General features: G+C 62.1%; 25 protein-coding genes and 1 tRNA gene. 15 read left to right on the top strand and 11 right to left on the bottom strand.

Annotated features, from left to right (window positions below; genetic code table 11):
• The first annotated feature begins 115 nt into the window (after positions 1-115).
• From AAC126_RS00925 to AAC126_RS00890, 8 genes are all read left to right on the top strand, one after another.
• Positions 116-1,168 carry an Ldh family oxidoreductase gene (locus tag AAC126_RS00925; RefSeq protein ID WP_339848965.1) on the top strand — a complete coding sequence of 351 codons (1,053 nt, stop codon included), beginning with the start codon at positions 116-118 and terminating at the stop codon, positions 1,166-1,168.
• 219 nt (positions 1,169-1,387) lie between these two features.
• Positions 1,388-2,905, top strand: coding sequence for an ABC transporter substrate-binding protein (locus tag AAC126_RS00920; RefSeq protein ID WP_339848963.1), 1,518 nt, complete (start codon positions 1,388-1,390; stop codon positions 2,903-2,905).
• 108 nt (positions 2,906-3,013) lie between these two features.
• On the top strand, positions 3,014-3,931 hold the full coding sequence (locus tag AAC126_RS00915) for an ABC transporter permease (protein ID WP_339848960.1): 918 nt from the start codon (positions 3,014-3,016) through the stop codon (positions 3,929-3,931).
• A gap of 4 nt (positions 3,932-3,935) precedes the next feature.
• Positions 3,936-4,844, top strand: coding sequence for an ABC transporter permease (locus AAC126_RS00910; RefSeq protein ID WP_339848957.1), 909 nt, complete (start codon positions 3,936-3,938; stop codon positions 4,842-4,844).
• A 36-nt stretch (positions 4,845-4,880) separates the two neighbouring features.
• A complete protein-coding gene (locus AAC126_RS00905) occupies positions 4,881-5,885 on the top strand; it encodes an ABC transporter ATP-binding protein (protein ID WP_339848954.1) in 1,005 nt (334 codons plus the stop codon).
• Entirely contained in the window at positions 5,882-6,850 is a 969-nt protein-coding gene (locus AAC126_RS00900; RefSeq protein WP_339848951.1) for an oligopeptide/dipeptide ABC transporter ATP-binding protein, read from the top strand. The genes AAC126_RS00905 and AAC126_RS00900 overlap by 4 nt, the downstream gene beginning before the upstream one ends.
• Before the next feature lie 22 nt (positions 6,851-6,872).
• On the top strand, positions 6,873-7,322 hold the full coding sequence (locus AAC126_RS00895; protein ID WP_339848949.1) for a GNAT family N-acetyltransferase: 450 nt from the start codon (positions 6,873-6,875) through the stop codon (positions 7,320-7,322).
• A gap of 82 nt (positions 7,323-7,404) precedes the next feature.
• A complete protein-coding gene (locus tag AAC126_RS00890; RefSeq protein ID WP_339848946.1) occupies positions 7,405-8,292 on the top strand; it encodes an endonuclease/exonuclease/phosphatase family protein in 888 nt (295 codons plus the stop codon).
• Here AAC126_RS00890 and AAC126_RS00885 read toward each other — a convergent pair.
• Positions 8,262-8,969: a YafY family protein gene (locus AAC126_RS00885; protein WP_339848945.1), complete on the bottom strand. Its 708-nt coding sequence runs from the start codon at positions 8,967-8,969 to the stop codon at positions 8,262-8,264. The genes AAC126_RS00890 and AAC126_RS00885 overlap by 31 nt on opposite strands.
• Positions 8,970-9,078: 109 nt before the next feature.
• Between AAC126_RS00885 and AAC126_RS00880 the strand changes: the two genes are divergently transcribed.
• Positions 9,079-9,966: a DMT family transporter gene (locus AAC126_RS00880; RefSeq protein ID WP_339848942.1), complete on the top strand. Its 888-nt coding sequence runs from the start codon at positions 9,079-9,081 to the stop codon at positions 9,964-9,966.
• Here AAC126_RS00880 and AAC126_RS00875 read toward each other — a convergent pair.
• Both AAC126_RS00875 and AAC126_RS00870 read right to left on the bottom strand, forming a co-directional pair.
• Positions 9,956-10,891: a DMT family transporter gene (locus AAC126_RS00875; protein WP_339848940.1), complete on the bottom strand. Its 936-nt coding sequence runs from the start codon at positions 10,889-10,891 to the stop codon at positions 9,956-9,958. The genes AAC126_RS00880 and AAC126_RS00875 overlap by 11 nt on opposite strands.
• Before the next feature lie 109 nt (positions 10,892-11,000).
• Entirely contained in the window at positions 11,001-11,690 is a 690-nt protein-coding gene (locus tag AAC126_RS00870) for a GntR family transcriptional regulator (protein ID WP_339848938.1), read from the bottom strand.
• Between the two features lie 169 nt (positions 11,691-11,859).
• On the opposite strand from AAC126_RS00870, the gene AAC126_RS00865 reads away from it, so the two are divergent.
• Positions 11,860-12,573 carry a Fe2+-dependent dioxygenase gene (locus tag AAC126_RS00865; protein ID WP_339848936.1) on the top strand — a complete coding sequence of 238 codons (714 nt, stop codon included), beginning with the start codon at positions 11,860-11,862 and terminating at the stop codon, positions 12,571-12,573.
• 30 nt (positions 12,574-12,603) lie between these two features.
• Here the strand turns inward: AAC126_RS00865 and AAC126_RS00860 are convergent, their stop codons facing one another.
• Together AAC126_RS00860 and AAC126_RS00855 are read right to left on the bottom strand one after the other, a co-directional pair.
• Positions 12,604-12,831: a hypothetical protein gene (locus AAC126_RS00860; RefSeq protein ID WP_339848934.1), complete on the bottom strand. Its 228-nt coding sequence runs from the start codon at positions 12,829-12,831 to the stop codon at positions 12,604-12,606.
• A gap of 30 nt (positions 12,832-12,861) precedes the next feature.
• Complete coding sequence (locus AAC126_RS00855) at positions 12,862-13,392, bottom strand: GNAT family N-acetyltransferase (protein WP_339848932.1); 531 nt, start codon at positions 13,390-13,392, stop codon at positions 12,862-12,864.
• Positions 13,393-13,535: 143 nt separating this feature from the next.
• On the opposite strand from AAC126_RS00855, the gene AAC126_RS00850 reads away from it, so the two are divergent.
• Complete coding sequence (locus AAC126_RS00850; protein ID WP_339848931.1) at positions 13,536-14,519, top strand: zinc-dependent alcohol dehydrogenase family protein; 984 nt, start codon at positions 13,536-13,538, stop codon at positions 14,517-14,519.
• A 1-nt stretch (position 14,520) separates the two neighbouring features.
• Here AAC126_RS00850 and AAC126_RS00845 read toward each other — a convergent pair whose 3' ends face one another.
• The 3 genes from AAC126_RS00845 to AAC126_RS00835 are packed head-to-tail and all read right to left on the bottom strand — an operon-like array spanning position 14,521 to position 16,351.
• Positions 14,521-15,369: a S49 family peptidase gene (locus AAC126_RS00845; RefSeq protein ID WP_339848928.1), complete on the bottom strand. Its 849-nt coding sequence runs from the start codon at positions 15,367-15,369 to the stop codon at positions 14,521-14,523.
• 12 nt (positions 15,370-15,381) lie between these two features.
• The gene (locus tag AAC126_RS00840) at positions 15,382-16,155 is read right to left on the bottom strand and encodes a methyltransferase (RefSeq protein ID WP_339848926.1); all 774 of its coding nucleotides are present in this window, start codon (positions 16,153-16,155) and stop codon (positions 15,382-15,384) included.
• Entirely contained in the window at positions 16,133-16,351 is a 219-nt protein-coding gene (locus AAC126_RS00835; protein WP_339848924.1) for a DUF2007 domain-containing protein, read from the bottom strand. Before AAC126_RS00835 ends, AAC126_RS00840 begins: the two co-directional genes overlap by 23 nt.
• A gap of 153 nt (positions 16,352-16,504) precedes the next feature.
• Between AAC126_RS00835 and AAC126_RS00830 the strand changes: the two genes are divergently transcribed.
• Positions 16,505-17,521, top strand: a complete 1,017-nt coding sequence (locus AAC126_RS00830) for a polyprenyl synthetase family protein (protein ID WP_339848922.1) — start codon at positions 16,505-16,507, stop codon at positions 17,519-17,521.
• 88 nt (positions 17,522-17,609) lie between these two features.
• Positions 17,610-17,686, top strand: a tRNA-Pro gene (locus AAC126_RS00825).
• Positions 17,687-17,807: 121 nt separating this feature from the next.
• Here AAC126_RS00825 and AAC126_RS00820 read toward each other — a convergent pair.
• Positions 17,808-18,761: a hypothetical protein gene (locus AAC126_RS00820; RefSeq protein WP_339848919.1), complete on the bottom strand. Its 954-nt coding sequence runs from the start codon at positions 18,759-18,761 to the stop codon at positions 17,808-17,810.
• Positions 18,762-18,819: 58 nt separating this feature from the next.
• Between AAC126_RS00820 and AAC126_RS00815 the strand changes: the two genes are divergently transcribed.
• Entirely contained in the window at positions 18,820-19,212 is a 393-nt protein-coding gene (locus tag AAC126_RS00815) for a hypothetical protein (RefSeq protein WP_339848917.1), read from the top strand.
• 22 nt (positions 19,213-19,234) lie between these two features.
• Entirely contained in the window at positions 19,235-22,021 is a 2,787-nt protein-coding gene (locus tag AAC126_RS00810) for a DUF4347 domain-containing protein (protein WP_339848914.1), read from the top strand.
• A 22-nt stretch (positions 22,022-22,043) separates the two neighbouring features.
• On the opposite strand, the gene AAC126_RS00805 is transcribed toward AAC126_RS00810, so the two are convergent.
• Together AAC126_RS00805 and AAC126_RS00800 are read right to left on the bottom strand one after the other, a co-directional pair.
• On the bottom strand, positions 22,044-22,733 hold the full coding sequence (locus tag AAC126_RS00805; RefSeq protein ID WP_339848911.1) for a hypothetical protein: 690 nt from the start codon (positions 22,731-22,733) through the stop codon (positions 22,044-22,046).
• Entirely contained in the window at positions 22,730-23,179 is a 450-nt protein-coding gene (locus tag AAC126_RS00800) for a hypothetical protein (protein WP_339848907.1), read from the bottom strand. The genes AAC126_RS00805 and AAC126_RS00800 overlap by 4 nt, the downstream gene beginning before the upstream one ends.
• Positions 23,180-23,293: the final 114 nt, after the last annotated feature.

Below are 23,293 nucleotides of genomic sequence, written 5' to 3'. Positions count from 1 at the left end.
TGTATCCGCAATAGCCTGATGGGTGACCGAACCGCGTCAGGGAGATTAAAGCAACCCTGCCGGCAAACAAGAAAGATGGCATCGGCCCGCGTACACCCTGGGGAGGGGAATCGATATGACCGGCAAACGCTGGAACAGCAGCATCCTGAGCGATTTTGCAACGGCTCTTTTCGAGACGGCGGGATTAGACACGGACAAGGCCACGACCATAGCAGCCGCGCTGGTCGAGGCTGACATGATGGGGCACACGACCCACGGCATGCAGCTTTGCGCGCCTTATCTGAAAGCGCTGAAAGACGGCAGCATGCGCCGGGAGGGCAGCCCCGAAGTGCTGAGTGATCGCGGGGCGGTCGCGACATGGGACGGGCGCCGCCTGCCGGGTGTCTGGCTGACCGCCCGCGCCGTGGACCAGGCCGTAGAACGGGCGAAACTCTATGGCACCGCGAGCATTGCCATCCGCCGCAGCCACCACATTGCCTGTCTCGCGGTCTTTCTTGAGCGGGCGACGCGCGAGGGCTGCATGGTGCAGATCACCTGCTCCGATCCGGCCGTCGCCAGCGTTGCCCCCTATGGCGGCACAGAGCCGCTGTTCACCCCGGACCCGATCGCGGTTGGAATTCCCACCAGCAATGACCCGATTCTCATCGATACCAGCGCCTCCATCACCACCAACGGCATGACCGGACGCCTGCATGGCGAAGGCAGGAAGCTGCCCGGCATGTGGGTCCAGGATGCGGATGGCGCGGCAAGCGACGATCCGGGTGTGCTGTTCACCGACCCGCCCGGCACCATTCTGCCCATCGGCGGGCAGGAATACGGACACAAGGGATATGGCCTGGCCCTGATGATCGAAGCGCTCACCCAGGGGCTTTCAGGACATGGACGTGCCGACCCCGCGGAAGGTTGGGGAGCCAGCGTGCATATACAGGTGTGCGACCCGACCGCTTTTTCCGGCAGGGACGCCTTTAACCGGCAAATCGACCATATTGTCTCAAAATGCCTCGCCAACAAGCCCGTCCCGGGAAGTGCCCCTGTCCGGTTGCCGGGGCAAAATGCGATCCAGAAACGCAAGGACTCCAAGGAAAAAGGCGTGCTGCTCTATCCAGGCATCATGGAAGCACTACAGCCCTGGGCGCAGGAATACGGGATCACTCCGCCCGCCCCGTGACACGCGTATAGCGCGCCGGAAAACGACCGGATCGCAACTACTGATGCTGCAACGCGGAAAATTCCTGTGGGAATAACGGTTCAAGTTCTTGCAATGCGAAATTGAGCCTGCAATGCTTCGCTTCCTAATCGGTCAGGACAGTCAGTCCGACGGCTGTGCAGCGCAACGTTTCTTATTTGCTTTGCAGTCCAGAAACCGGCCTAACGAACAGGAGTGGACATGAAGAAATTTCTTGCTGCGTCGGCGTTAGCCTCGCTGGCGATCGTCTCGGCAATTCCGGCGGCTCATGCCGGCAAAGCCGACGACAACCTGAATATTGTCTGGGAACGCGAGCTGGAGAATGTTGATTTCTATTTCAACACCGCGCGCGAAGGCATCATCTTCCAGCGCCTGACCTGGGACGCGCTGTTGTGGCGTGACCCGAAGACGATGGAATACAAGCCCCTCATCGCAAAGTCCTACAAATGGGCAAACGACACCACGCTGGAATTCGTCCTGAACGAAGGCATCACCTTCCATAACGGTGAAGAGCTCGACGCGGACGACGTGGTTTACACCATCAACTGGGTGGCCAACCCGGATAACGGTGTGAAAACCCAGAGCAACGTCAACTGGATCAAGAACGCCGAGAAGGTCGACAAGTACAAGGTGCTTGTTCACCTGAAGAAGCCGTTCCCGGCAGCACTCGAATTCGTCTCCGGCACCCTGCCGATCTATCCGCAGGACTATTATTCGAAGGTCGGTCCGGACGGTATGGGTCAGAAGCCGGTCGGCTCCGGTCCCTACAAGGTGGTTGAGCTTGAGCCCGGCAAAAAGATCGTCTGGGAAAAGTTCGACGGTTACATGAAGGGCAGCCCGAAGGGCACCCCGACCATCGGCAAGATCACCCAGCGCACCATCCCGGAGCGTAACACCCAGATCGCCGAACTGCTGTCCGGTCGCGCCGACTGGATGTGGCGGGTTCCCGCCGATCAGGCCGAGCGCATGGAAAGCTCCGGCCGGGTCCAGGTGGTCAACGAAGAGACCTTCCGTATCGGCTATCTGACGATGGATGCCTCCGGTTCCACCGGCGACACGCCCCTGAAGAACCCGCTGGTCCGCAAGGCCATTTCCTACGCCATCGACCGTGAAGGCATCGTCAAGGCGCTGGTGCGCGGTAAGTCCTCGGTCGTGAACTCGGCCTGCTTCCCGTCCCAGGTCGGCTGCACCGACGACGTCACGAAGTATCCGTTCGATCCGAAGAAAGCCAAGGAACTGCTGGCCGAAGCTGGTTATCCGGACGGTTTCACTCTTGATTTCTACGCCTATCGCGACCGCGATTATGCCGAAGCAATGATGGGCTTCCTCAATCAGGTCGGCATCAAGGTGAATTTCGGCTTCCTGAAATATGCCGCGCTGCGTGACAAGATCCGGGCCAAGGAAGTGCCGATGGCATTCATGACCTGGGGGTCCAACTCGGTGAATGACGTTTCCGCCATCACCAGCCACTTCTTCGGCGGCACCAGTGACGACCTTGCGAACGACACGGAAGTTCAGGCACTGCTGAAAAAGGGCGACACCACGGTCGATACCGCTGCCCGCAGCGCCGCCTACAAGGAAGCGCTGCAGATCATCGCGGACAAGGCCTACTGGCTGCCGCTCTGGTCCTACAACACCAACTACGCGTTCTCGAACGACCTGAATTTCACTCCCTCTTCGGATGAAATTCCCCGGTTCTTCAACGCGAGCTGGAAATAACACCTAACGGTACGCCGGCTCCCGGACCTTCGGTCGGGAGCCGGCGATCTTTTCTTCAGATATAATTGGGCCGCCGGACAAACCGGCGCCTGTGCGGGACGCACGATTATGCTGGTCTTTACGCTCAAGCGCCTTGTCCTCGCGTTTTTTGTCGCGGTGACGGTATCGCTGATTACATTCTCCCTGACCTATGTCGCGGGCGATCCAGCCATTGCGATTGCCGGGGAAGCAGCGACCGACGCGGACATCGCTTACGTCAATCAATTATACGGCTTCGACCGCCCCATTCTGGTGCAGTACGTAGACTGGGCCCTTGGTGCCATTCGGGGTGATTTCGGACAGAGCTTCTACTTCAAGCTCCCGGTCGCGGATCTGCTGCTGGAGCGCCTGCCCGTTTCCATGATCCTCGGTGTATGCGCCATCAGTTTCGCGATCATTCTGTCGATCCCTCTCGGCGTGCTCGCCGCCATCCGGCCGAACAGCTTCCTCGACAGACTGGCCCTTGGCATCTCCGTTGTCGGACAGGCCATGCCAAGCTTCTGGTTCGCACTGCTGCTGATCCTCGTCTTCGGCGTCAATCTCAACCTTCTGCCGATCACCGGATCGGAGAGCTGGCAGCATTTCGTTCTGCCGACGATCGTTCTCGGATATTACGCGACGCCGGCCATCATGCGGCTGACCCGTACAGGCATGCTCGAAGTGCTCGGCTCCGACTATATCCGCACGGCCCGGGCCAAGGGCCTGCCGCTGCATGTCATCCTCTTCAAGCACGCCCTGCGCAACGCGGTGATCCCGGTGGTCTCGCTCGCGGCGGTCCAGTTCGGCTTCATGCTCGGCGGCTCCATCGTCATCGAGAGCATCTTCGCCCTGCACGGGGCCGGCTATCTCGCCTGGGAATCGATCGGCCGGAACGACCTGCCCGTTGTGCAGGCCGTGGTGCTGATCTTCTCGCTTTTCTACATCGTCCTGACATTTCTTTCGGATCTGCTGAATGCCTGGCTCGATCCGCGTATCCGGGTGGGCTAAGAGCATGACCACAACAATCACGAACCGAGGCCTGCCCGCCGCCGAAGACATTGTCGGCCCGACTCCGGGACAGCAGATGCGGCGCCGGATTTTCGGCCATTACGGCCTGCTGTTCGGCGGCGGCATTCTCATCATCATGTTCCTGATGGCGATCCTGGCTCCGGTCCTTCCACTGCATGACCCATACGCGCAGGAACTGCTTGCCCGCATGCGACAGCCGGTCTGGATGAACGGAAACTGGGACCATATCCTCGGCACGGACCATCTCGGCCGGGACTTTCTCGCCCGTCTGGTATATGGCGCCCAGATCTCCCTGCTGATCGGTTTTGCCGCCGCCTTCATCTCCGGCATCATCGGCACCAGCATGGGCGTCGCGGCCGGATATTTCGGCGGCCGGGTGGATATGATCGTCACCTTCCTGATCACGGTGCGGCTGTCCATGCCCGTGGTTCTCGTGGCTCTCGCCGTTGTCGCCCTGATCGGCGGCTCGCTGACGGTGGTGATCAGCGTGCTTGGCCTGTTGCTGTGGGACCGCTTCGCGGTGGTCATGCGATCGGCGACAATGCAGATCCGGCAAATGGATTATGTCGCCGCCGCCAAGGCCGTCGGCTGCTCCACGCCGCGCATCCTGCTGACCGAGATCCTGCCGAACATCGTGAACAGCCTGATCGTCGTGGTGACGCTGGAAATGGCGCACGCCATCCTGCTTGAAGCCGCCCTGTCCTTCCTCGGCATGGGCGTCCAGCCGCCAACCCCTTCCTGGGGCCTGATGGTTTCCGAAGGCAAGGAGCAGATCTATTTCGAGGCCTGGATGATCACCATTCCCGGTATCGCGCTGTTCCTTCTCGTGCTCGCCATCAACCTTGTCGGCGACGGCATCCGTGACGTCACCGCGCCGGAGCACAGGAACTGATGTACGCCCCCCGTATTTCCCCGAATGGAGCGCAGCATGTCAGCCGTTCTTGAAATCAGCGGCCTTACGGTCGACATCCCTGTCGCGGCGGGTGATCTGCATGCCGTGCGCGGCATCGACTTCTCGGTCAATAAAGGCGAGACGCTCTGTATCGTCGGCGAGTCCGGCTGCGGCAAATCCCTGACGTCCCTTTCGATCATGGGCCTGTTGCCGAAGCGGGCGAAGATCAACGCGGACAAGATGCAGTTTACCGGCACCGATCTGCTCAGCCTGAAAGAGCGCGAGCTGGCGGCCATTCGCGGCAACCGGATGGCAATGATCTTCCAGGAGCCGATGACCTCGCTGAACCCGGCTTACACCATCGGCAACCAGTTGATGGAGCCGTATCTGCGGCACAAGAAATCAAGCGACAAGGAAGCCCGCGAGCGGGCGATCTACCTGCTTGAGCGGGTCGGCATCACGGCTGCGGCCAGCCGTCTCTCGCAATATCCGCATCAGCTTTCCGGCGGCTTGCGCCAGCGCGTGATGATCGCCATGGCGCTGATGTGTGACCCGGAACTGATCATCGCGGACGAGCCGACCACCGCGCTCGACGTCACCATCCAGGCGCAGATCCTGCACCTGCTGGCCGAGCTGCGGAACGAGTTCAACTCGGCCCTGATCCTGATCACCCATGACCTTGGCGTGGTCGCCCGGGTCGCGGACAAGGTGGCGGTGATGTATGCGGGCAAGATCGTCGAGGCCGGTACGGTCGAGGAAATCTTCAACCAACCTCTGCACCCTTATACGCAAGGCCTGATCAACTGCATTCCGGTGCCGGGCAAGACCAAGCGCGGCTCCCGTCTCGGCTCCATCCCCGGCATCGTCCCGACCCTGATCGGCGACATAAAGGGATGCAGCTTCCGCAACCGCTGTGCCTTCGCCCATGACGAATGCAACATCAAGGATCCGTTCCACACGTTGAGCCCGGGGCGCGGTTACCGCTGCACTCTCGATGTGTCCACGTGTGAAGCCAATGCGAAGGAGCTGGTATCGGCATGACCGGACAGACCCCGCCCCCCGTCCTCGAAATGCGGGACGTCACGAAGACCTACATGATCCGCCGCGGTATCTTCAGCCCGAAGCAGCCTCTGCATGCGGTGAACGGCATCTCCCTGAAGATCAATAAAGGCGACGTTCTCGGCCTGGTCGGTGAATCCGGCTGCGGCAAGTCGACCCTCGCCAAGATTTTGCTCGGCCTCGAATTGCCGAGCACGGGCGAGATCTTCATCGATGGAGAGACGGCCCACCAGAGCGGCGACCGGAAAGCGATCTCCCGCCGTATCCAGCCGATCTTCCAGGACCCTTACTCTTCGCTCAACCCGCGCAAGACCATCGGCTCTATCGTCTCGCTGCCGTTGCGCGTGCACAAGGTGGGCGATCCGTCGACCTGGCGGAAAGCCGTCGAGGATATCCTCGATATCGTCGGCCTGCCGCGGCGGGTCTATGACAGTTATCCGAACCAGCTTTCCGGCGGTCAGCGCCAGCGCGTCGCCATCGCCCGCGCACTCATCATGAAGCCGGAAATCGTCATCTGCGACGAGCCGACCTCCGCGCTCGACGTCTCCGTGCAATCCCAGATCCTGAACCTGCTGATGGACCTGCGCGAGGAGCTGAACCTCACCTACGTGCTGATCAGCCACAATCTCGCCGTGGTCGAGCATATCGCCACCAAGGTGGCGGTGATGTATCTCGGTCGGATCGTCGAGGAAACCGGCACGGACAAGCTCTTCGAGGCCTCCCGGCATCCCTATACCGGCGCCCTGCTCAGTTCCGTGCTGACACCGGAGCCCGGTCTCGGCGTCCCGGACAGCGGCCTCGGCATTGCCTTCCCGAACCCGATCAATCCGCCGAGCGGCTGCACCTTCCACCCGCGCTGCGCCAAGGCGTTCGGTCCCTGCCCGGTGGAGAAGCCGCCGGTCATCCAGGACGCCGACGGCCGCGTGGAGTGCCATCTCTACGCCTGAGGGCAGAGACAGAGACGCACCGATGCTTTACCGGACGCTGTGCCCTGACGATTTCGATGACGCAGTGACGTTGTACCGGGAATTGTCCGGAACGCGCCCGGTTGCCGACGGCGAGTTCGGCCGCGACATCTTTCAGCAAATCCTCACCCGCGACGGCACCGCCATTCACGGCGCCGAGACGGACGGACGGATCGTCTCCATGGCGACGCTCCACCTGATGCCGAACATGACCTATGGCGGCCGGCCTTACGCGCTGGTGGAGAATGTCGTGACCCTGAAGGCTTATCAGGGACAGGGCATGGGGCGCGGGGTGATGAACGCCCTGATCGAAGCGGCATGGGCTGCCGATGCCTACAAGATCATGCTGCTGACAGGCCGCCGCGCAGAGGCGCGCGGTTTCTATGAAAAGCTCGGCTTTGACGGGAATGAGAAGCACGGGATGATCCTGCGCAAGGCTCTTCCCACCGAATAAATTTCACCCGCCGCGTCACGTCTCTGTCATGCTCCCCGGCTAAGGTTTCGGTCTTTCCTTCAGACGTCATCCCGGAACAGTCATGTCCCTCACCTTCGCGACCTACAATATCCAGTTCGGCCTCGGCCAGGACGGCGCATTCGATACCGGCCGCATTGCCGATGCCGTCTCCGAAGCAGACATCATCTGTTTTCAGGAAGTGGTGCAGAACTGGCCGCGCGACGATTACGAGGATCAGGCCGCCAGCATCGCGGAGCGGCTGAACCTGTTCTACGTTTTCGGCTCCAGCTTCAACGTGGATGGCAGCTTCCGGGACGAGAACGGCAAGGTCGTGAACCGGCGCCGGACCTTCGGCAACATGGTGGCAAGCCGCTGGCCGATCACGGCCTCCCGCACCCTGCACCTGCGCAAGAAACCGTCCCCCGATCTGTTCGACCTGCAGCGCTGCGCCGTCGAAACCATCATCGCTCTGCCGTCCGGCCCGATCCGGGTCTACAGCACCCACCTGGCGCATCAGGCACCGTCGCACCGCATGCCGCAGGTAGAGGCGTTGAGGGAATATATCTTCCGCGCGCCCTATGAAGGCGGCCCGATCGACAGCCCGCATCCCCTGCCGCCGCAATCGGCCTTCGACTGGACGGAAGGGCTGGAATTCGCCCCGGCGCCGCGCTCTGCCATTCTCGCGGGTGACCTGAATTGCCGCCCGACATCCGAGGAATATGCCCATCTCTGCGGCGAGCCCCATCCGAAGCACGGACGGATCCGGCATTACGATCAACTGGTCGATAGCTGGGTTGCCGCCGGTAACGGCGAGGAAGGTGTCTCAACCATCTATACCCGGGACGGCGACTACAAGATCGACCATGTGCTAACAACCGATGACCTCGCACCGAAGGTCACGAAGAGCTGGGTGGCGACGGACGAGATCGCCTCCGACCATTATCCGGTCTTTGTCGAATTCGACCTCTGACCGGCAAGGCGATTGGCGGCGGGATCCGCTGACCGGCTTGCCTCCCAGGCACGTCTGAGGCTCTCGCCCTCTCCTTCGAACCGTTCGTCCAGCGGCGTACATTCATGCATCCGGTCCGGCCGGAAATGCCGGAAGTCCTTCCGCAACCGGCACCACGCCGCCAGCACGGCAACCTCGGCGTAATAGATCAGGGCAACCGGCAGAACCTTGCGCCGGGTCAGCGAGCCTGAATCGTCCCCGTAGACGATCTGCAAGGCGCGCTCTTCCCGGATCGCCGCCCTGATTTCCGGAAGCAGATCCAGATCCGGCGCCCCCCAGCTGCTCGTCAGCAGAGCCTCGCTAAGCGGTGTGGCGGCGTTGAGCTTGCGCGCGGCGCGCTCCGCCGCCCGCTTCAGCCCCGCATCGCCCGTCCGCGCCAGCATGGACAATCCGACCGAGATCGCCTCCGCCTCCTCGATATCAAAATTGATCGGCGGCAGGTCATAGCCGCGCTGCAGGACGTAGCCAATACCGGCCTCACCCGCGACCGGTATCCGCATGGACTGAAGCGCCGCGATGTCGCGATAGATCGTCCGGGCCGAGACCTCAAGCTGTTCAGCCAGGCGCGCGGCGATCACCGGAGACCGGGCGCCGCGCAAAATCTGGATAATCTCGAACAATCTGTCAGTAGGACGCATTCACCGATGCCTTTCATACTGAAAAATAACAAATCATTACTGACAACATGTTGTCAGTAGGAAATTGCTAAAGCCCCGGATCACAGCATCAATCCGAGGATTTTGCGCCATGTCAGCCAGCCTGCCCGCCCCCCGGCCCATATCGTCCGCCCTTGCCGGCGGAATAGCCCTCGTCTGCCTCTCCAGCCTGTTCTTCAGTACAGCCGGCCTCTTCACCAAGGGGGTGCCGGAGGATGCCTGGACCATTGTGTTCTGGCGCGGCCTGGCTGCCGCCTCCTTTACCTTCGGGTATCTGCTGACAACGGGGCGCTGGCGCCGGGAGGTTGCGAATTTCGGCTGGCCCGCCCTCTTCGTCACCCTGCTGGGGGCGAGTGGCTCGGCGGCCTTTATCAACTCTTTCAAGCTGACCAGCGTCGCCAATGTCGCGCTGATCTACGCGACCGTGCCGTTCATGGCCGCCGGGCTTGCCTGGGTCTGTCTCAGGGAGCGGCCGACGCGCCGCACGCTGATCGCCAGTCTGGCGACACTGGGCGGGGTGCTCATTATCGTTGCCGGGTCCATCGGCGGGATCAGCCTTGAAGGGGATCTGCTGGCGCTCTGGATGACGGTGACGCTGGCAGGCTCGATGGTGGTCTACAGGCGCTGGCCGGAGACACCGGCGGGACTGCCGTCCGCCTTCTCGTCAATCGTGCTGCTCCCCGTCGCCCTGCTGGTGGCCGCCCCTCTCGATGCCGACCCGGAGAATCTGCCCGCCCTTGTCGGTTTCGGTCTCGTCTTTGCCGTCGCCTCGATCACGCTGATGGCCGGAGCACGCCTGCTCCCTTCAGCCGAGACAGCCTTGCTCAGCGCACTCGAAACACCGGTGGCGCCGCTGCTCGCCTTTCTGTTTCTCGACGAGATACCGCCCGTCGAAACCTTCATGGGAGGCGGGCTTATCCTGGCGGCGATCCTCTGGGCACAATGGCCCCGGAGAGCTTCCCCCGCAGTCAGGGCCTGATATCGGAAACGGCGTTTTTGCGCCGGGCCACCGCTTCACGATGCGCGATGTAGGAAATACTGCCGACGATGATCGCCGCTCCGATCCAGGTGAAGATCTCCGGCACTTCGCCGAACACCGCCAGCCCGATCAGGGCGGACCAGACCAGTTGCACGAACTTGATGGGCTGAATCGCCGACATCTCCGCGACCTTGAAGCCCTGGGTCATCAGCAAATGTCCAAGCGTCGCCAGACCGGCCGTGACAAAAACCAGTGCCAGCTCTTCAATGGTCGGTGCCCGCCAGATATAGAGTGCGGGAATCAGGGTGAAGATGGTCACAAAAACCGACAGGTAGGCGACCACGGCGGGACCCGTCTCCGTCACCGTCAGTTTTTTCGCGACAATATCGGCGCAGGCAAAGATCGGCGCCGCCAGCAGCATGGCGATTGCGCCCGGATCCACCACCTCGAAACCCGGCCGGATGATGACAAGAGCACCAAACAGCCCGATCACGATAGCTACCATCCGGCGCAGGCGGATAGCCTCACCCAGGAACAAGGCCGCCAGCAGCGTGGTATAGACCGGCGCCGTGAAGCCCATGGCCGTCACCTCCGCCAGCGGCATCCGTGACATGGCATAAAACCAGAGTAAGACACCTGTACCGTGCAGAAAACCGCGCAGGGCATGCATGGGCAGCTTGGCGCCGCGAAGATCCGACGGTCGCAGCTTCAGGAAGAAGGGCGCCATGAAGATCAGCGCGAAGGCATAGCGCAGGAAGCCGGTCTGGATCGGGTCCAGCGTGGCGCCGACATAGCGCACGATTGCCATGAAACAGGAAAAGACCAGCCCCGAGAGGGCGATCCAGATCATGCCCTGAACATTGGCCGGGATAGCATTGAAGCGGGATCGCAGATCCCTGAGGACGATCAAGGGCATATTGGCCATTAGGAAATAATCATGGACCTATGTCTATCATTACTCCTGCCGGGGGAAATGACAAAGGTCACTTCGCGGCACCTTTATCGATGGATAACGGCACGAGCCATCCCATAATTCAGTCGTCATTCTCGCTGGCCGCGAGCAGATGCAGACGGGCTTTCTGTGCGCCCCTTATATGTTCCCGCATCAGACGTTCCGCACTGTCCGGGTCCTTGTCGGCAATCGCCTGAACGATCGCGGCATGTTCCGCCTTTGCCGCATCGGAACGTCCCTGCACACGCATCGTCGTCGGCCCCAGCAATGCCATCGCATCTTGCAGAACATTGAGCGTTTTCAGGAGATAACGATTATGGGCCGCATGATACATACTGCTGTGAAAGCGCCGGTTATGCCCGGCGACCGCGGCGGGAGAACCTTCGCCGGCCGGGTCGAGCGCAACGATTTCCTGCAGCATCGACACTTCGGCTTCCGAGGCCCGGTGGGCGGCAAGACCGGCTGCGGTGCCTTCCAGCACCTCGCGCATGAAATAGAGCTCCATCACCGCCTGGTGGTCCAGCTCGGAGATCACCATTCCGCGATAGGGCGCGAAACTGAGCAACCCGTCCGCTTCCAGACGGCGGAAAGCCTCGCGCACCGGCGTGCGGCTGACATCGAGCCGCGCCGCCATCTCGCTTTCCCGGACCCGCTGCCCCGGCTTGAGGTCTCCCGAGCGGATTGCGTCCTTCAGCTTCAGATAGGCGGTCTCTCCACGCGGCTCACCTGCGGGCGCCGCATCGCCATCCTTCGCCATCCGTTTCCGCACCATTGCCGCTTCCTCCCCCGCGCCGACATTCGGGCGCCCCTGATTCGCCTCAACGATACTGGATGGCAGGCAGTGCGCCCACCCTCTTTGCCCGACAGATGGACTTGCCGCTGGCCCAGCGGGAATGCCTCGGCTACGGTGCGCGACATCTTGCCTGGAGGAACTTAGCGCAATGCCTTACGTCTATCCGATCCCCAACCTGTTACCGCCGGAACTGGTCACCGAAATCCGCAACCGGCTGGCGTCGGAGCCGGATAGCTGGGTCGATGGCGCGCAAACCGCTGGCCGGGATGCCCCGAAGAAAAACAACCGGGAACTCGCAAGCGACAGCGCGCTCAGGGTGCAGATCTCGGATGCGATCACGACGGTGCTGCGCGATTATCAGAGGCGCGAGTCCCTGCTTTTCACCTTTCTCGCTGCACCCGCGAAAATCGGCAAGTTCCTGGTGTCCAGCACGGAGACCGGCGGCGGTTACAACGATCACATGGACAATAATGTGATGGCCAAGGGAACGTCGGAAGAGCTTCGCTCGGACATGTCCATGACGATCTTCCTGTCCGATCCGGAAAGCTATCAGGGCGGGGAGCTGGTGGTCGACAGCGACATGACATTCGCGCCGAGCTTCAAGATGCCGGCAGGCGGCGCCGTGCTCTATGCCACCAATTCGATCCATCGGGTCAACCCTGTGACGTCCGGCACGCGCGATGTTGCCGTCACCTGGATCCAGAGCGAGATCGCCGACCCCTTCATGCGCCAGATGAACGCCGATCTGCTGCAATGCCTGAATGCGGTGTCACAGAATGCCGAGCAAATGCCGCAGCTTGCGAATTTCCTGACCCTGAAGCTGGAAAAAGTCCGGGGTAACCTGCAAAAACGGCAACGCTGAGGGTAACTTATCCGGGGAGACCGGAGGGCGTCAGACCTTCCGGTTTTTCTTGGTGCTGACGTATGTACCGTCCTCGTTCTGCACCAGATCGACCACATCGTCTTTTTGGGCCGTGCGCGGCGTATTGCCGGCATTGCCCTGCGCGGTCTCTTTCAGCTTCTGCTTACGCGCGGCGTCGAGCCGGCCCACGAGCTTGAAGCCATACCAGATCGCCGCGACGACGGCGACGAGCACGAGGATTTTCTGAATACTGAACATCTATCCGTTTTAGCGCATCGTTCCCGGAGTTCAAGAGCCTGAATCGCGATGTAGCACATACTTGACCACTCCGTGCGGATTACCGGGGCTTTCCTGCCGCCCTTGAAAGACCATCCCGATCTTTTCCAGCACGGTGTGCGAGCCTCGATTGTCGCCGCGAGAGCGGGCAACCAGAACCGGAAGCTTCAGAACATTCAGGGCGATATCGCGGATAGCCCCTGCCCCTTCGGTTGCATATCCCTTCCCGCGAAACGGCGTGAACAGGCCGTAGGAAATCTCCACCTCCGCGCCGTCATCCGTATAGCGCAGCCCGCATTCCCCGCAGAATGCACCGCTCTCCCGCTCGATCACGGCATACAGGCCGAAACCGTGCGCGCGCCAATGCTCCGTCAGGACATCGAATGCCGCGCTGGCGGCTTCCGGCGCGCGCGCGCCGTATTTCCGGATCGCCATGACCTCGGGATCGCCATAGAAGCGCACCATTTCGGCACGGTCTGTTTCCGTGAACCGGCGCAGCACGAGCCGCTCCGTTTCCAGCCTGTCCGGCACCATTATTTTCATTGCTGTCCTGCTCCGCACGGGACTTCCGCATCACGGGAAATCCTCCGTTGGTGTTGAATTGTCGGCTCATGCGATCATTTCTTCATTACAAATGCAGGCGATGCCTGTACGCCAAAGCCTGAAGCATCCCGAGGAGAGTGCGAATGAAAGCCGCCGAATTATCACGTGTTGGTCCGGCCGAGGAAGTCGTGCTCTGCCGGGAGGTCGCGGATGCGCCGCCTCCAGGCAAGGGGGAGGCCAGTATCGACCTGATCGCCTGCTCGATCAATCCGGCGGACATTCTCGGCATCGAAGGCAATTACGCCAGCGTTCCGGAAACACCGTCTCCGCTTGGCATTGAAGGCGCCGGGCGCGTGACCGCCATCGGCGCCGGAGTGAAGGATCTCGCCGTGGGCGATCTGGTGATGAGCCTGCACCGCGCCAACTGGAGCCAGAGCCTGACAGTCCCCGCCGCAGCCCTGATAAAACTCCCTCCGGAAATCGATCCGGAACAGGCGGCCATGATGAAGGTCAACGCCGCCACCGCACTGCTCATGCTGAAAAGCTACGTCACGCTGAAACCCGGTGACTGGGTAATGCAGAATGCCGGCAATTCGGGGGTCGGCACCGATGTCATCAAGCTGGCCCGGAAGCGCGGCCTGAAAACGGTCAGCGTCGTGCGCCGGCATGAGCTGATCAAGCCCTTACACGACATGGGCGCCAATGTCGTGGTGCTGGAAGGGCCCGACCTCGCCAGACGGGTAGCAGCCGCAACCAACAGCGCGGAGATCAAGCTCGGCCTCGACGCCGTTGCCGGCTCTGCCGTGAACGACATGGCCGCCAGCCTTGCCGAAGGTGGCATCATCGTCAATTACGGGCTGCTCAGCGGCCGTCCCTGCACGCTCGACGCACACCAGGTCGTGTTCCGCGACATCACCCTCACCGGCTTCTGGCTGGCCAAGCTGATGCGCGGCATGCAGCCGAAACAAATACGGGACATGTATGCCGAGCTGAGCGGTTATTTCATCGACGGTACGCTGAAGGTCGCGGTCGAAGCCCGCTACGGCCTCGACGATATCCAGCAGGCGATGGCTCACGCCAAGCGCGAGGGCCGGAGCGGCAAGGTGCTGCTGCGCCCGAACGGGTGAGCTAGAGCCCGAACCTGTTCCAGAGCAACCGTTCCTCGATTGCGGCGATCAGGGAATGCGCAAAGGATGGCGCCCCGCCGGCAAGATCGGTCCCGCGCCGGAGCCGCTGCCAGAGCGAGCGTTTCGGCCCGTAACGGCGGAAGCGAACATCCTCGCCATAGCGTTCCCGCATGACGCCACGCAGCTCGCCCAGCCCGTCCACCAGGCCTTTCTCAAGTGCCCGCTTACCGGTCCAGACGGCGCCGCTGAACAGTTCCTCTTCCTCGCCCTTCAGCTTGGCGCCGCGCCGGAGCCGGACCATGTCCTTGAAGGAATCGTAGAGATCCTGCTGCAGCTCATCGAGATGCGCCAGATCCGCCGGCTTTTCCGGCTGGAACGGGTCCAGCATGCCCTTGGAGCTGCCTTTCGTATGAACGCGCCGTTCGATGCCGAGCTTCGCAATGGCGTCCTGCAAGCCGAACCCGGCCGTGATCACGCCGATGGAGCCGACGACGGAGGACGGGTGGGCGATGATCTCGTCCGCGCCCTGCGCAATCCAGTAACCGCCGGACGCACAGAGATCCTCGGTGAAGGCTGTGACCGGTTTGTCGAATTCACGGGCCAGCGCCTCGATCCGGGTCTTGATCAGATCGGACTGCACCGGCGAGCCGCCGGGCGAATTGATCGAAAGCGCCACCGCCGTTGTCCGGCGGGAGGCGAACGCGGCCCGCAGCGGCCCTTCCAGCCGGTCGATGGACAGCCCCTGACGAAAGGACGAGCCCCCGCCGATGGGACCATGCAGGCGCACCACGGCAATTTGCGGATCTTTTGGACCAAACGGGTTCAGCCGTGACCAGACAGGGCGGGACATGGACGTTCTCCTCTAAAGCGATCCGCCGAACGTAAGCGCCTCTCCACCCAGAGCGGCCGCAACCGGCGATGTATAGCTCCCATCCATATTGTGCAGCACCACGCCGGATGTAAGGGAAAGCGGTGTCCGCACACCTTTTCGGGCCATGACGATCACCCTTTTCGCAGCGCGCCCCGCCTTTGGGTAAAGCGGATGGACCTCCAGCCCGCCGAAACGCTTCTGCATCGGCTCCAGCATATCCGCCAGCCGGTCCGCACGATGCACCATGGCAAGCCTGCCCTTGTGCCGGAGCGCCCGGTATGCCGCCTCGACCCACTCGGCCAGCGGCACATCCCCCTCGACATGCGCCGCCGCCTTCAACGCGCTCTCCGGCAGATCCGCCCGTTCCGTTTCCAGATAAGGCGGGTTGGCCACGACGAAATCGAAACTCCCTTCCTCGAAGAGAGGCGGGCGCGCCTCCACCCGTCCGAGCTGCGGCAGAAACCGGTCCATGGCTCCGTTGAGGGCGGCATTCCGTTCGGCGAGATCGCGCATTTCCGGCGCCTGCTCGATCCCCGTGACAGAAAGCTCCGGCACCCGCGCCAGCAGACAGAGGGAAATCGCCCCGGCACCGCAGCCGAGATCAAGCACCCGATCCCCGCCACTCGCATCGACGGACGCCGCCAGCAGCACAGGGTCAACCGCCGCACGATAGCCATCCACCGGCTGCAGGAACCGCACCCGCCCGTCGAGCAGGCTGTCTTCGGTCACCGCGACGGAAAGGTCACTCCGCGTCAAGCTGCTCACCGGACTCCTCCAGCACCCATTTCGCCCGGCTGAAATCCTCGTCCCGCACGGCCAGCCGGCGCGGAATCGCATTGGCGCTGCCCTCGAGAACGCTCATGTGATTGTCCAGCACCAGCGGCTCCAGCCCCGCATCGCGCAACAGCGCGGTCAGAAAAGAAAGCCGGACAATGTCCGTCGTGCGCAGCAATTCCTTCATGATGCTTCCCTGGATGAAATGTGATCGCCGGGCACAATATCGCCACATATTCCCGGGTGCGTCACCGGGAAGCGGGCGCAACACTTGACCACCGCAAAACCGGTTCTATGCTCGCTGCGCGATAGAAAGCCGTCAAGCGACACGGAGTTTGCCTTGGGCGTGGTTGTGGATTTCGAGGACAGCGGAAAGCGCAAAGCCTCCATCAAGGGTCTGACCGATCTGGTGCAAGCCGATCTGGAGCGGGTCAACAAGACCATCATCGAACATATGCAGAGCCCGGTGGCCTTGATCCCCCAGCTCGCGGGGCACCTGATTGCCGCCGGCGGCAAGCGGCTGCGGCCGATGCTGACGCTCGGCGCGGCGGCCCTCTGCGACTATAAGGGCGACCGGCATATCCGCCTCGCGGCCTGTGTCGAGTTCATTCACACGGCCACCCTGCTGCATGACGACGTGGTCGACGAAAGCGATCTGCGGCGCGGGCAGGAATCGGCGAACGCGGTCTGGGGCAACCAGGCCAGCGTGCTGGTCGGCGACTTCCTGTTCAGCCGCTCCTTCCAGCTGATGACCGCCGATGGCTCGATCGAGGTCCTGCGGATTCTCTCGGAAGCGTCGGCCGTGATTGCCGAGGGTGAAGTGCAGCAGCTGATCACCACGAACGACACGGAGACGGACGAAAGCGCCTATCTCGAAGTGATCCGGGGCAAGACCGCGAAACTGTTCGCCGCCGCCGCCGAGATCGGCGCCGTGGTCGCCGAACGGCCGAAGGCGGAGCAGCAGGCGCTGGAAAGCTACGGCATGAATCTCGGCATCGCCTTCCAGCTGGTGGACGATGTGCTGGATTATTCGGCCGAGCAGGAAAAGCTCGGCAAGACGGTCGGCGACGATTTCCTCGAGGGCAAGATCACCCTGCCGGTGATCCTCGCCTTCCGGCGCGGCGACGACGAGGAGCGCGCCTTCTGGCGCCGTACCCTGGAAGAGCTGGATCAGCAGGATGGTGACCTGGCACGCGCCCAGAAGCTGATGGCGCAGCACAACACGCTGGCCGACAGCCTGGAGCGGGCCCGGCACTACGCCGCCATCGCCCGCGATGCGCTCGGCCTGTTCGAGGACGGACCGGCGAAGGAAGCGCTGATCGACGTGGTCGATTTCTGCGTCGAGCGGGCCTACTGAAACGGTCCACACAGAAAACATGCGCACAAGTGCAAAACAGCGCTTGATGCACTCGGGAGGCCACGCTATATAGCGGCCTCTCCTCGGTCGGGGAGTAGCTCAGCCTGGTAGAGTACTGCCTTCGGGAGGCAGGGGCCGGAGGTTCGAATCCTCTCTCCCCGACCATTAAATCCTTATATTCCCCCGCACTTACCAAGAATAAGCCCGTGATGCCGGTTGATGCCGGCAGCAGAGCGCCTTCCGCCCCCATGTGTACGTCGGAGCTTCCTGCCCACCGGCCGGGCCTCTAGCGCGCGAGCATTTTGCCGATCATGTTATTGATTGTCGCAATTGATGCCTCGATCACGCCCCGGTCTCCGGGATCGAGCAGAAAGTCCAGGATGTCGGGCACAAGTCCCGCCCCCTGCTCAAGCGTCATCCCGCAGCACGTCAAACGGGCCGCCACCTCGTCCGCCGTCACCTCGAAATAGCCGCTCGGATCTTCCTGCAACATTGAGTCGTCCGGGATACGCAGGCTGAGAATACGGCAGGCAACCGGCCGCATTTCAGTGTCGCTCATGGTGACCCCGCTCATGACACCCGCAAGCACGGCACCTGGAGCCGGCGGAATAACGTAGGTGAAAATAATTGCCATCTCTGCGTCCATGTCCGTCAGCGGGGCAATCATGTTCCGGCCAACCCTTTGCATCTGGCCCGTAACCTTCAATTCCCCCCAGGGCAGATGCTCGGCATATTCAAGCTCCAACCCACCCACGCCATCCCGGCATACAGTGGAAATTCCACAGATCAGCATTCCGGGCCGGTGCGGAGACCATGCCCGCGAGATCGACAGGTAGCGTCCGGCAAGATATTCCGGAAGCTGACTGGCCGGGTAAACCGGTCCACCATCCGGTTCTTTCGATACCGTGTTTTCGGATATCTGAAGATCCGGCATCTGGTCGCCATAAAGCTCGGTGAGCTGGGTGCAAAAAGCCTCGTAACTACAGGTTCGCAGCTCCTCCCCGCCGACACTGAGCCCGAGCAACCGGGCAAGGTCGTCATAAACGGAATGGTTCCGCGGGCTTGCACGCCCCTGAATCCATTTATATGCCCGAACCGGATCATAACTTGTATCCGGATTCGAGGCTTTCAATTTGGTGTAGAGCGCCTTTTGAGTCTCGCAGCCGGTAACCCGCATGATCAGGCGGAGCTTGTCGGCAAATCTCTGGGGAGCACCGTTGATACGGTCGGAACCGTCCAATAGAAACATCCTTTGGAAAAATTGGAAATCTTAGTGGTAATTTCCAGCCGACCATATCGTGAACGGTGGCCTTGGCGCCAACGAATATTATAAGAGTGCCGCGCTCTTTCTCTATCCGCCAGCCTCAAACCCGGCATTTAAACAAAAAAAACAGTCATTCCGCGAACTTACTTTTCATTTCCAGAAAATTTCAAATAAAAGCGCTCGTAAAATATTCGTCATTGTTGGAATTTCCAATTATTCCAATCCCTTCCCGAAAACTCTCGATTTAGATTGCACGTGGCGCCGTCATCTGGAGCTGCGCATTGCGCGGCAGGTGCAGCCATGGACCGGCTCGACGCAAGCAATGCAACAGAGCGACAGGGGATGGCGCCGACATACGGGTAAAGGCTCCCGAAAATTCGACGAAACAAGGATCATTGATGTCTCCCCACATTTCCCGGAGCCATAGCGTCATAGCGCCTGCGGTGCCCATGTCGTCAGCAAAAAGTGTTCTGGCCGTCATCGACGCGGCAACGCCACGGCCAGACCTCCTGGTTGCCGGGGCCGATCCGGAAATTGTCATTATCCAACTTTCAGGATCAACTGGAGTTGATCAGATCACGGCAGCTCTGGCCGACATGGATCAGCCGGTTGACGAGCTGCATCTGGTCAGCCACGGCGCGCCTGGGCAGCTGACCGTCGGCGGAAAGATGCTCGATGGACGAGCGCTGGCCGAACGGGGCCGGCGCTGGCGACGCCATCTGGCGCCGGACGCAACCATCCTGCTCTACGGCTGTTCCATCGGACGCGGGGAGGCCGGGCGGGATCTCGTGCGCAAACTCGCCCGCGCCACCGGCGCCCGCGTCCTCGCCTCCTCGACACCGACCGGCTCTGCGGCGCGCGGCGGCGACTGGTGCTTCGACGTCACCTCTTCCGGGACGCGTCCGTCCGCCACCGCAAGCGCCTTCCGACGTGCCCACGACACCTGGCCGGGCCTGTTGATCGCAATCGCGAACACGGCGGACAGCGGCGCAGGCTCGCTCCGTGCAGCGGCGGCCGGCTCACCGAGCGACTACAATTTCACGGGGCTCACCGGCACCCAGACCATCACGCTCACAACCGGCGCGGTTACGATCGGCGGCAGCGGTCCCTATATGCGTTTCGCCGGTGGAGGAAACTTCACCATCGGCGGGGACGACATCGCTCTCGCACATACAGGTCTGTTCCAGATATTTGGTGGCTCCGGCACGAACACCGTCACTATCAGCTCGAACATTACAGGCGGGGCCAGCGGAACCGTCAATTTCGGTTCTGCGGTCGGCAGCCAGACCGTCATCCTCAGCGGCACCAACAGCTTCAGCTCCGATACCAGAGTCAGCATGAGCGACAAGCTGTCGATCTCGGCGGACGCAAACCTCGGAAGCGGCGCACTCGAACTCGACACCGGTACGCTCACGGTCACCGGTGCGACCACGATCGACAATTCGATCACGCTCACCGGCAGCGACAACACGATCGAGACGACAGCCGGCGCGACCATTTCCGGTGCCATCTCAAGTTCCGGCAGCCTGACCAAGACTGGCGCCAGTACGCTCACCCTCTCCGGCACCAACACTTACAGTGGGACGACGAGCGTCAATGCCGGCACGCTTTCCGTCTCCTCGGACAGCAATCTCGGCAGCGGAGCGGTCACCCTCAATGGCGGCAATCTCACCGTCACCGGCGCGACCACTATCGACAACGGCATCGCTCTTTCCTCCGATGCGACGATCACGGCAAGCGCCGACGCCACGCTCTCCGGCGTCATCTCCGGCGCCAACAACCTGACCAAAGCGGGGACGGGCACGCTGACCCTGTCTGGCACCAACACTTATAGCGGCACCACCACCGTCAGCAGCGGCTCCCTTTCCGTTTCAGGAAACAGCAATCTCGGCAGCGGTACACTGACCCTCGACGGCGGCGGGCTCACCGTCACCGGCACCTTCAGCAAGGCGATCACCCTCGGCGCCGGAGACGGGACGCTCTCGACAGCCGGGAGCGACGTCACCGTGTCCAGTATCGTCTCCGGCACAGGCGACCTCACGAAGAGCGGCTCCGGCACGCTGACCCTGTCCGGCACCAACACCTACAGCGGTACCACCACCGTCAATGGCGGTACCCTCGCCATCGACGGCTCGCTCACCGCGAGCACTGTCACGGTTGCCTCCGGCGGCACGCTCGGCGGCTCGGGCAGCGTCGCCAATGCCGTAACCGTCTCCTCCGGCGGAACCCTCGCGCCCGGCAACAGCCCGGGGACGCTCTCCACCGGCGACCTCACACTCTCCTCCGGCTCCACCGGCAAGTTCGAGATCAACGGCGTGGCGGCGGGCACGAACCACGACCAGATCGACGTCACCGGCGCCGTCGACGTCACCGGGGCGACGCTCACGCCGGTCTTCGGCTTCACCTCCGCCACCGGCGATGTCTTTACCCTGATCGCCAATGACGGGGCCGACGCGATCACCGGCACCTTCTCCGCCCTCGCCGAAGGCGCGACCTTCAATGCGAACGGGCGTATCTACAAGATCAGCTACACCGGAGATACCGGCAACGACCTCACCCTGACGGACAACGGCGCTGTTCCCGTTGCGCCCTCCCCCCGGACGGCGATCGTCGGATCCGAGAATGCGGACGTCCTGGATGGCGGCAGCTTCGCTGACACAATCTCCGGCCTCGGAGGCGACGACGTCATCCGCAGCTATGGCAGCGGTGATATCGTCAGCGCGGGGGACGGAGACGACCTCATCTACGGCAACCAGGGCAGCGATCTGCTCCGGGGCGAGGGCGGCAACGACACCGTGTTCGGCGGACAGGGCGCCGACGTGGTTTACGGGGGCGCGGACAATGACTGGCTCTGCGGCAATCGGGACAACGACATCCTCTACGGCAATACCGGCAACGACGTCGTCTACGGCAATCTCGGGGCCGACATGCTATTCGGCGGACAGGGCAGCGATACGATTTACGGCGGTCAGGGCGACGACACTCTCGCCGGGAACAAGGGCGACGACCTGCTCTTCGGCAATCTCGGAGCCGACACCTTCACCTTCCATTTCGGAGACGGCAACGACACCGTTTCCGGCTACAACGCGGCCGAAGGCGACGTCATCCAGTTCGACACGGGCACCAACGTGACCTCCGCCGCCACCGAAACCGGTCTCACCCTCACAGCAGGAGACGTCACCGTCTCCCTCATCGGCGTCGCAAAGATCGAGGACGTCAATATTCTGTTTGCATGACCGAGCGGTATTGGGCCGCAGCTCAGCCGAGCAGATCCAGCCGTGCTTGCAGCCAGATCAGCGACGGATAGGCGGCGGCCCAGACCCAGACGAATCGATTGAAGCCGAACAGGATGAAATTGGCGGCATGGAACGCCATGGCGAGCGCCAGTCCGGCGAACAGTGCTTCCCGGGACAGCAGCGCCAGCGGGAAGAACAACTCGAGCAGGATGACGGCCCATGACATGACGCAGAGCAATCGCGGATAATCCGCCCATGCTCTCGTCCTCTCGCTGACCGGATAGACGGAAAAGGCGAAAACATCCCGCAAGGCCTGCCCTTTCCGCCAGTCCGCATGAACGACCTTGGACCAGCCGGATTTGAAGTAGGAGAACACCACCTGCAGCGCCAGATAGGCGATGACATATTCCCGCCATTGCGCATTCGGCATCAGGTGTACGGCGCACAGACAGGTGATCAGCAGCATGCTCAACAGATCGCTGCCGCCGTTATACGGCCCCTGAAACCGCCCAAGAATGAACAGCATATTGATAAACAGGGCGACGCAGACCCATTGCGGCTGGATGCCGGCCAGCAGCAATACGCTCAGGACCAGCCGCGCGAAGTAGTGCAGCCGCTCGTCACGAAGCCCGAAAAAATGCTCCAGACTTTGCTGGATGAGAGCAATCGACAGCAGGATTTCCGTCCAGCGGATTGCGAGTTCGAGACTCATCGGTCGAGCGGGTCCGATACCGGGTGTGGCGGTGAGACAAAGGCGATATCACGCCTGAGCGCACCTTCGAACGGACTGACGAAAACCAGCCTGTACCGGAAGAAGGATGCGGCCGGAAGTGAGGGCGTCCCGGCCAGAAGGTCGGCGCGGAGGCGGCGCCGGATCTCCCGGCTGCAATGCTCCTCCTGCCCCTGGATGAAGCGTTCGGCGCAGTTTCCCAGATAGAGTGTCTCGTTCCAGCGCGCATTCCAGAAGAACGCCCTGAGCATATCCGGGAAACCGAGCCGCTCGGGCCTCGGACGGCATTCCCGCCAGCTCTCCGGCGCGTCGTCCACGTGATCGAGCAGACAAAGCTCCACGCGCGGCGACGGTCCGATCACGTCAAAGAAGCGCCATGACGGGAACAAGGCGGGCAGGAGCAGCTTCACGATCCGCAGAATATTCAAGCCACCAGCCCCTCCGGACGCCCCATGCGACCATCCTCCATCCGCACGGATCCCTCGTCGGGCAAATCCGTCAAATCAAGGTACTATCAAGGGCGTAGTGCGTACAGAAGCGCC

It is taken from the genome of uncultured Nisaea sp. (genome assembly GCF_963974195.1).
In the GTDB taxonomy this organism is placed as follows: Bacteria; Pseudomonadota; Alphaproteobacteria; order Thalassobaculales; family Thalassobaculaceae; genus Nisaea.
Note: the sequence above shows the minus strand (reverse complement) of the source record. Positions and strands in the feature narration are given on the sequence as shown.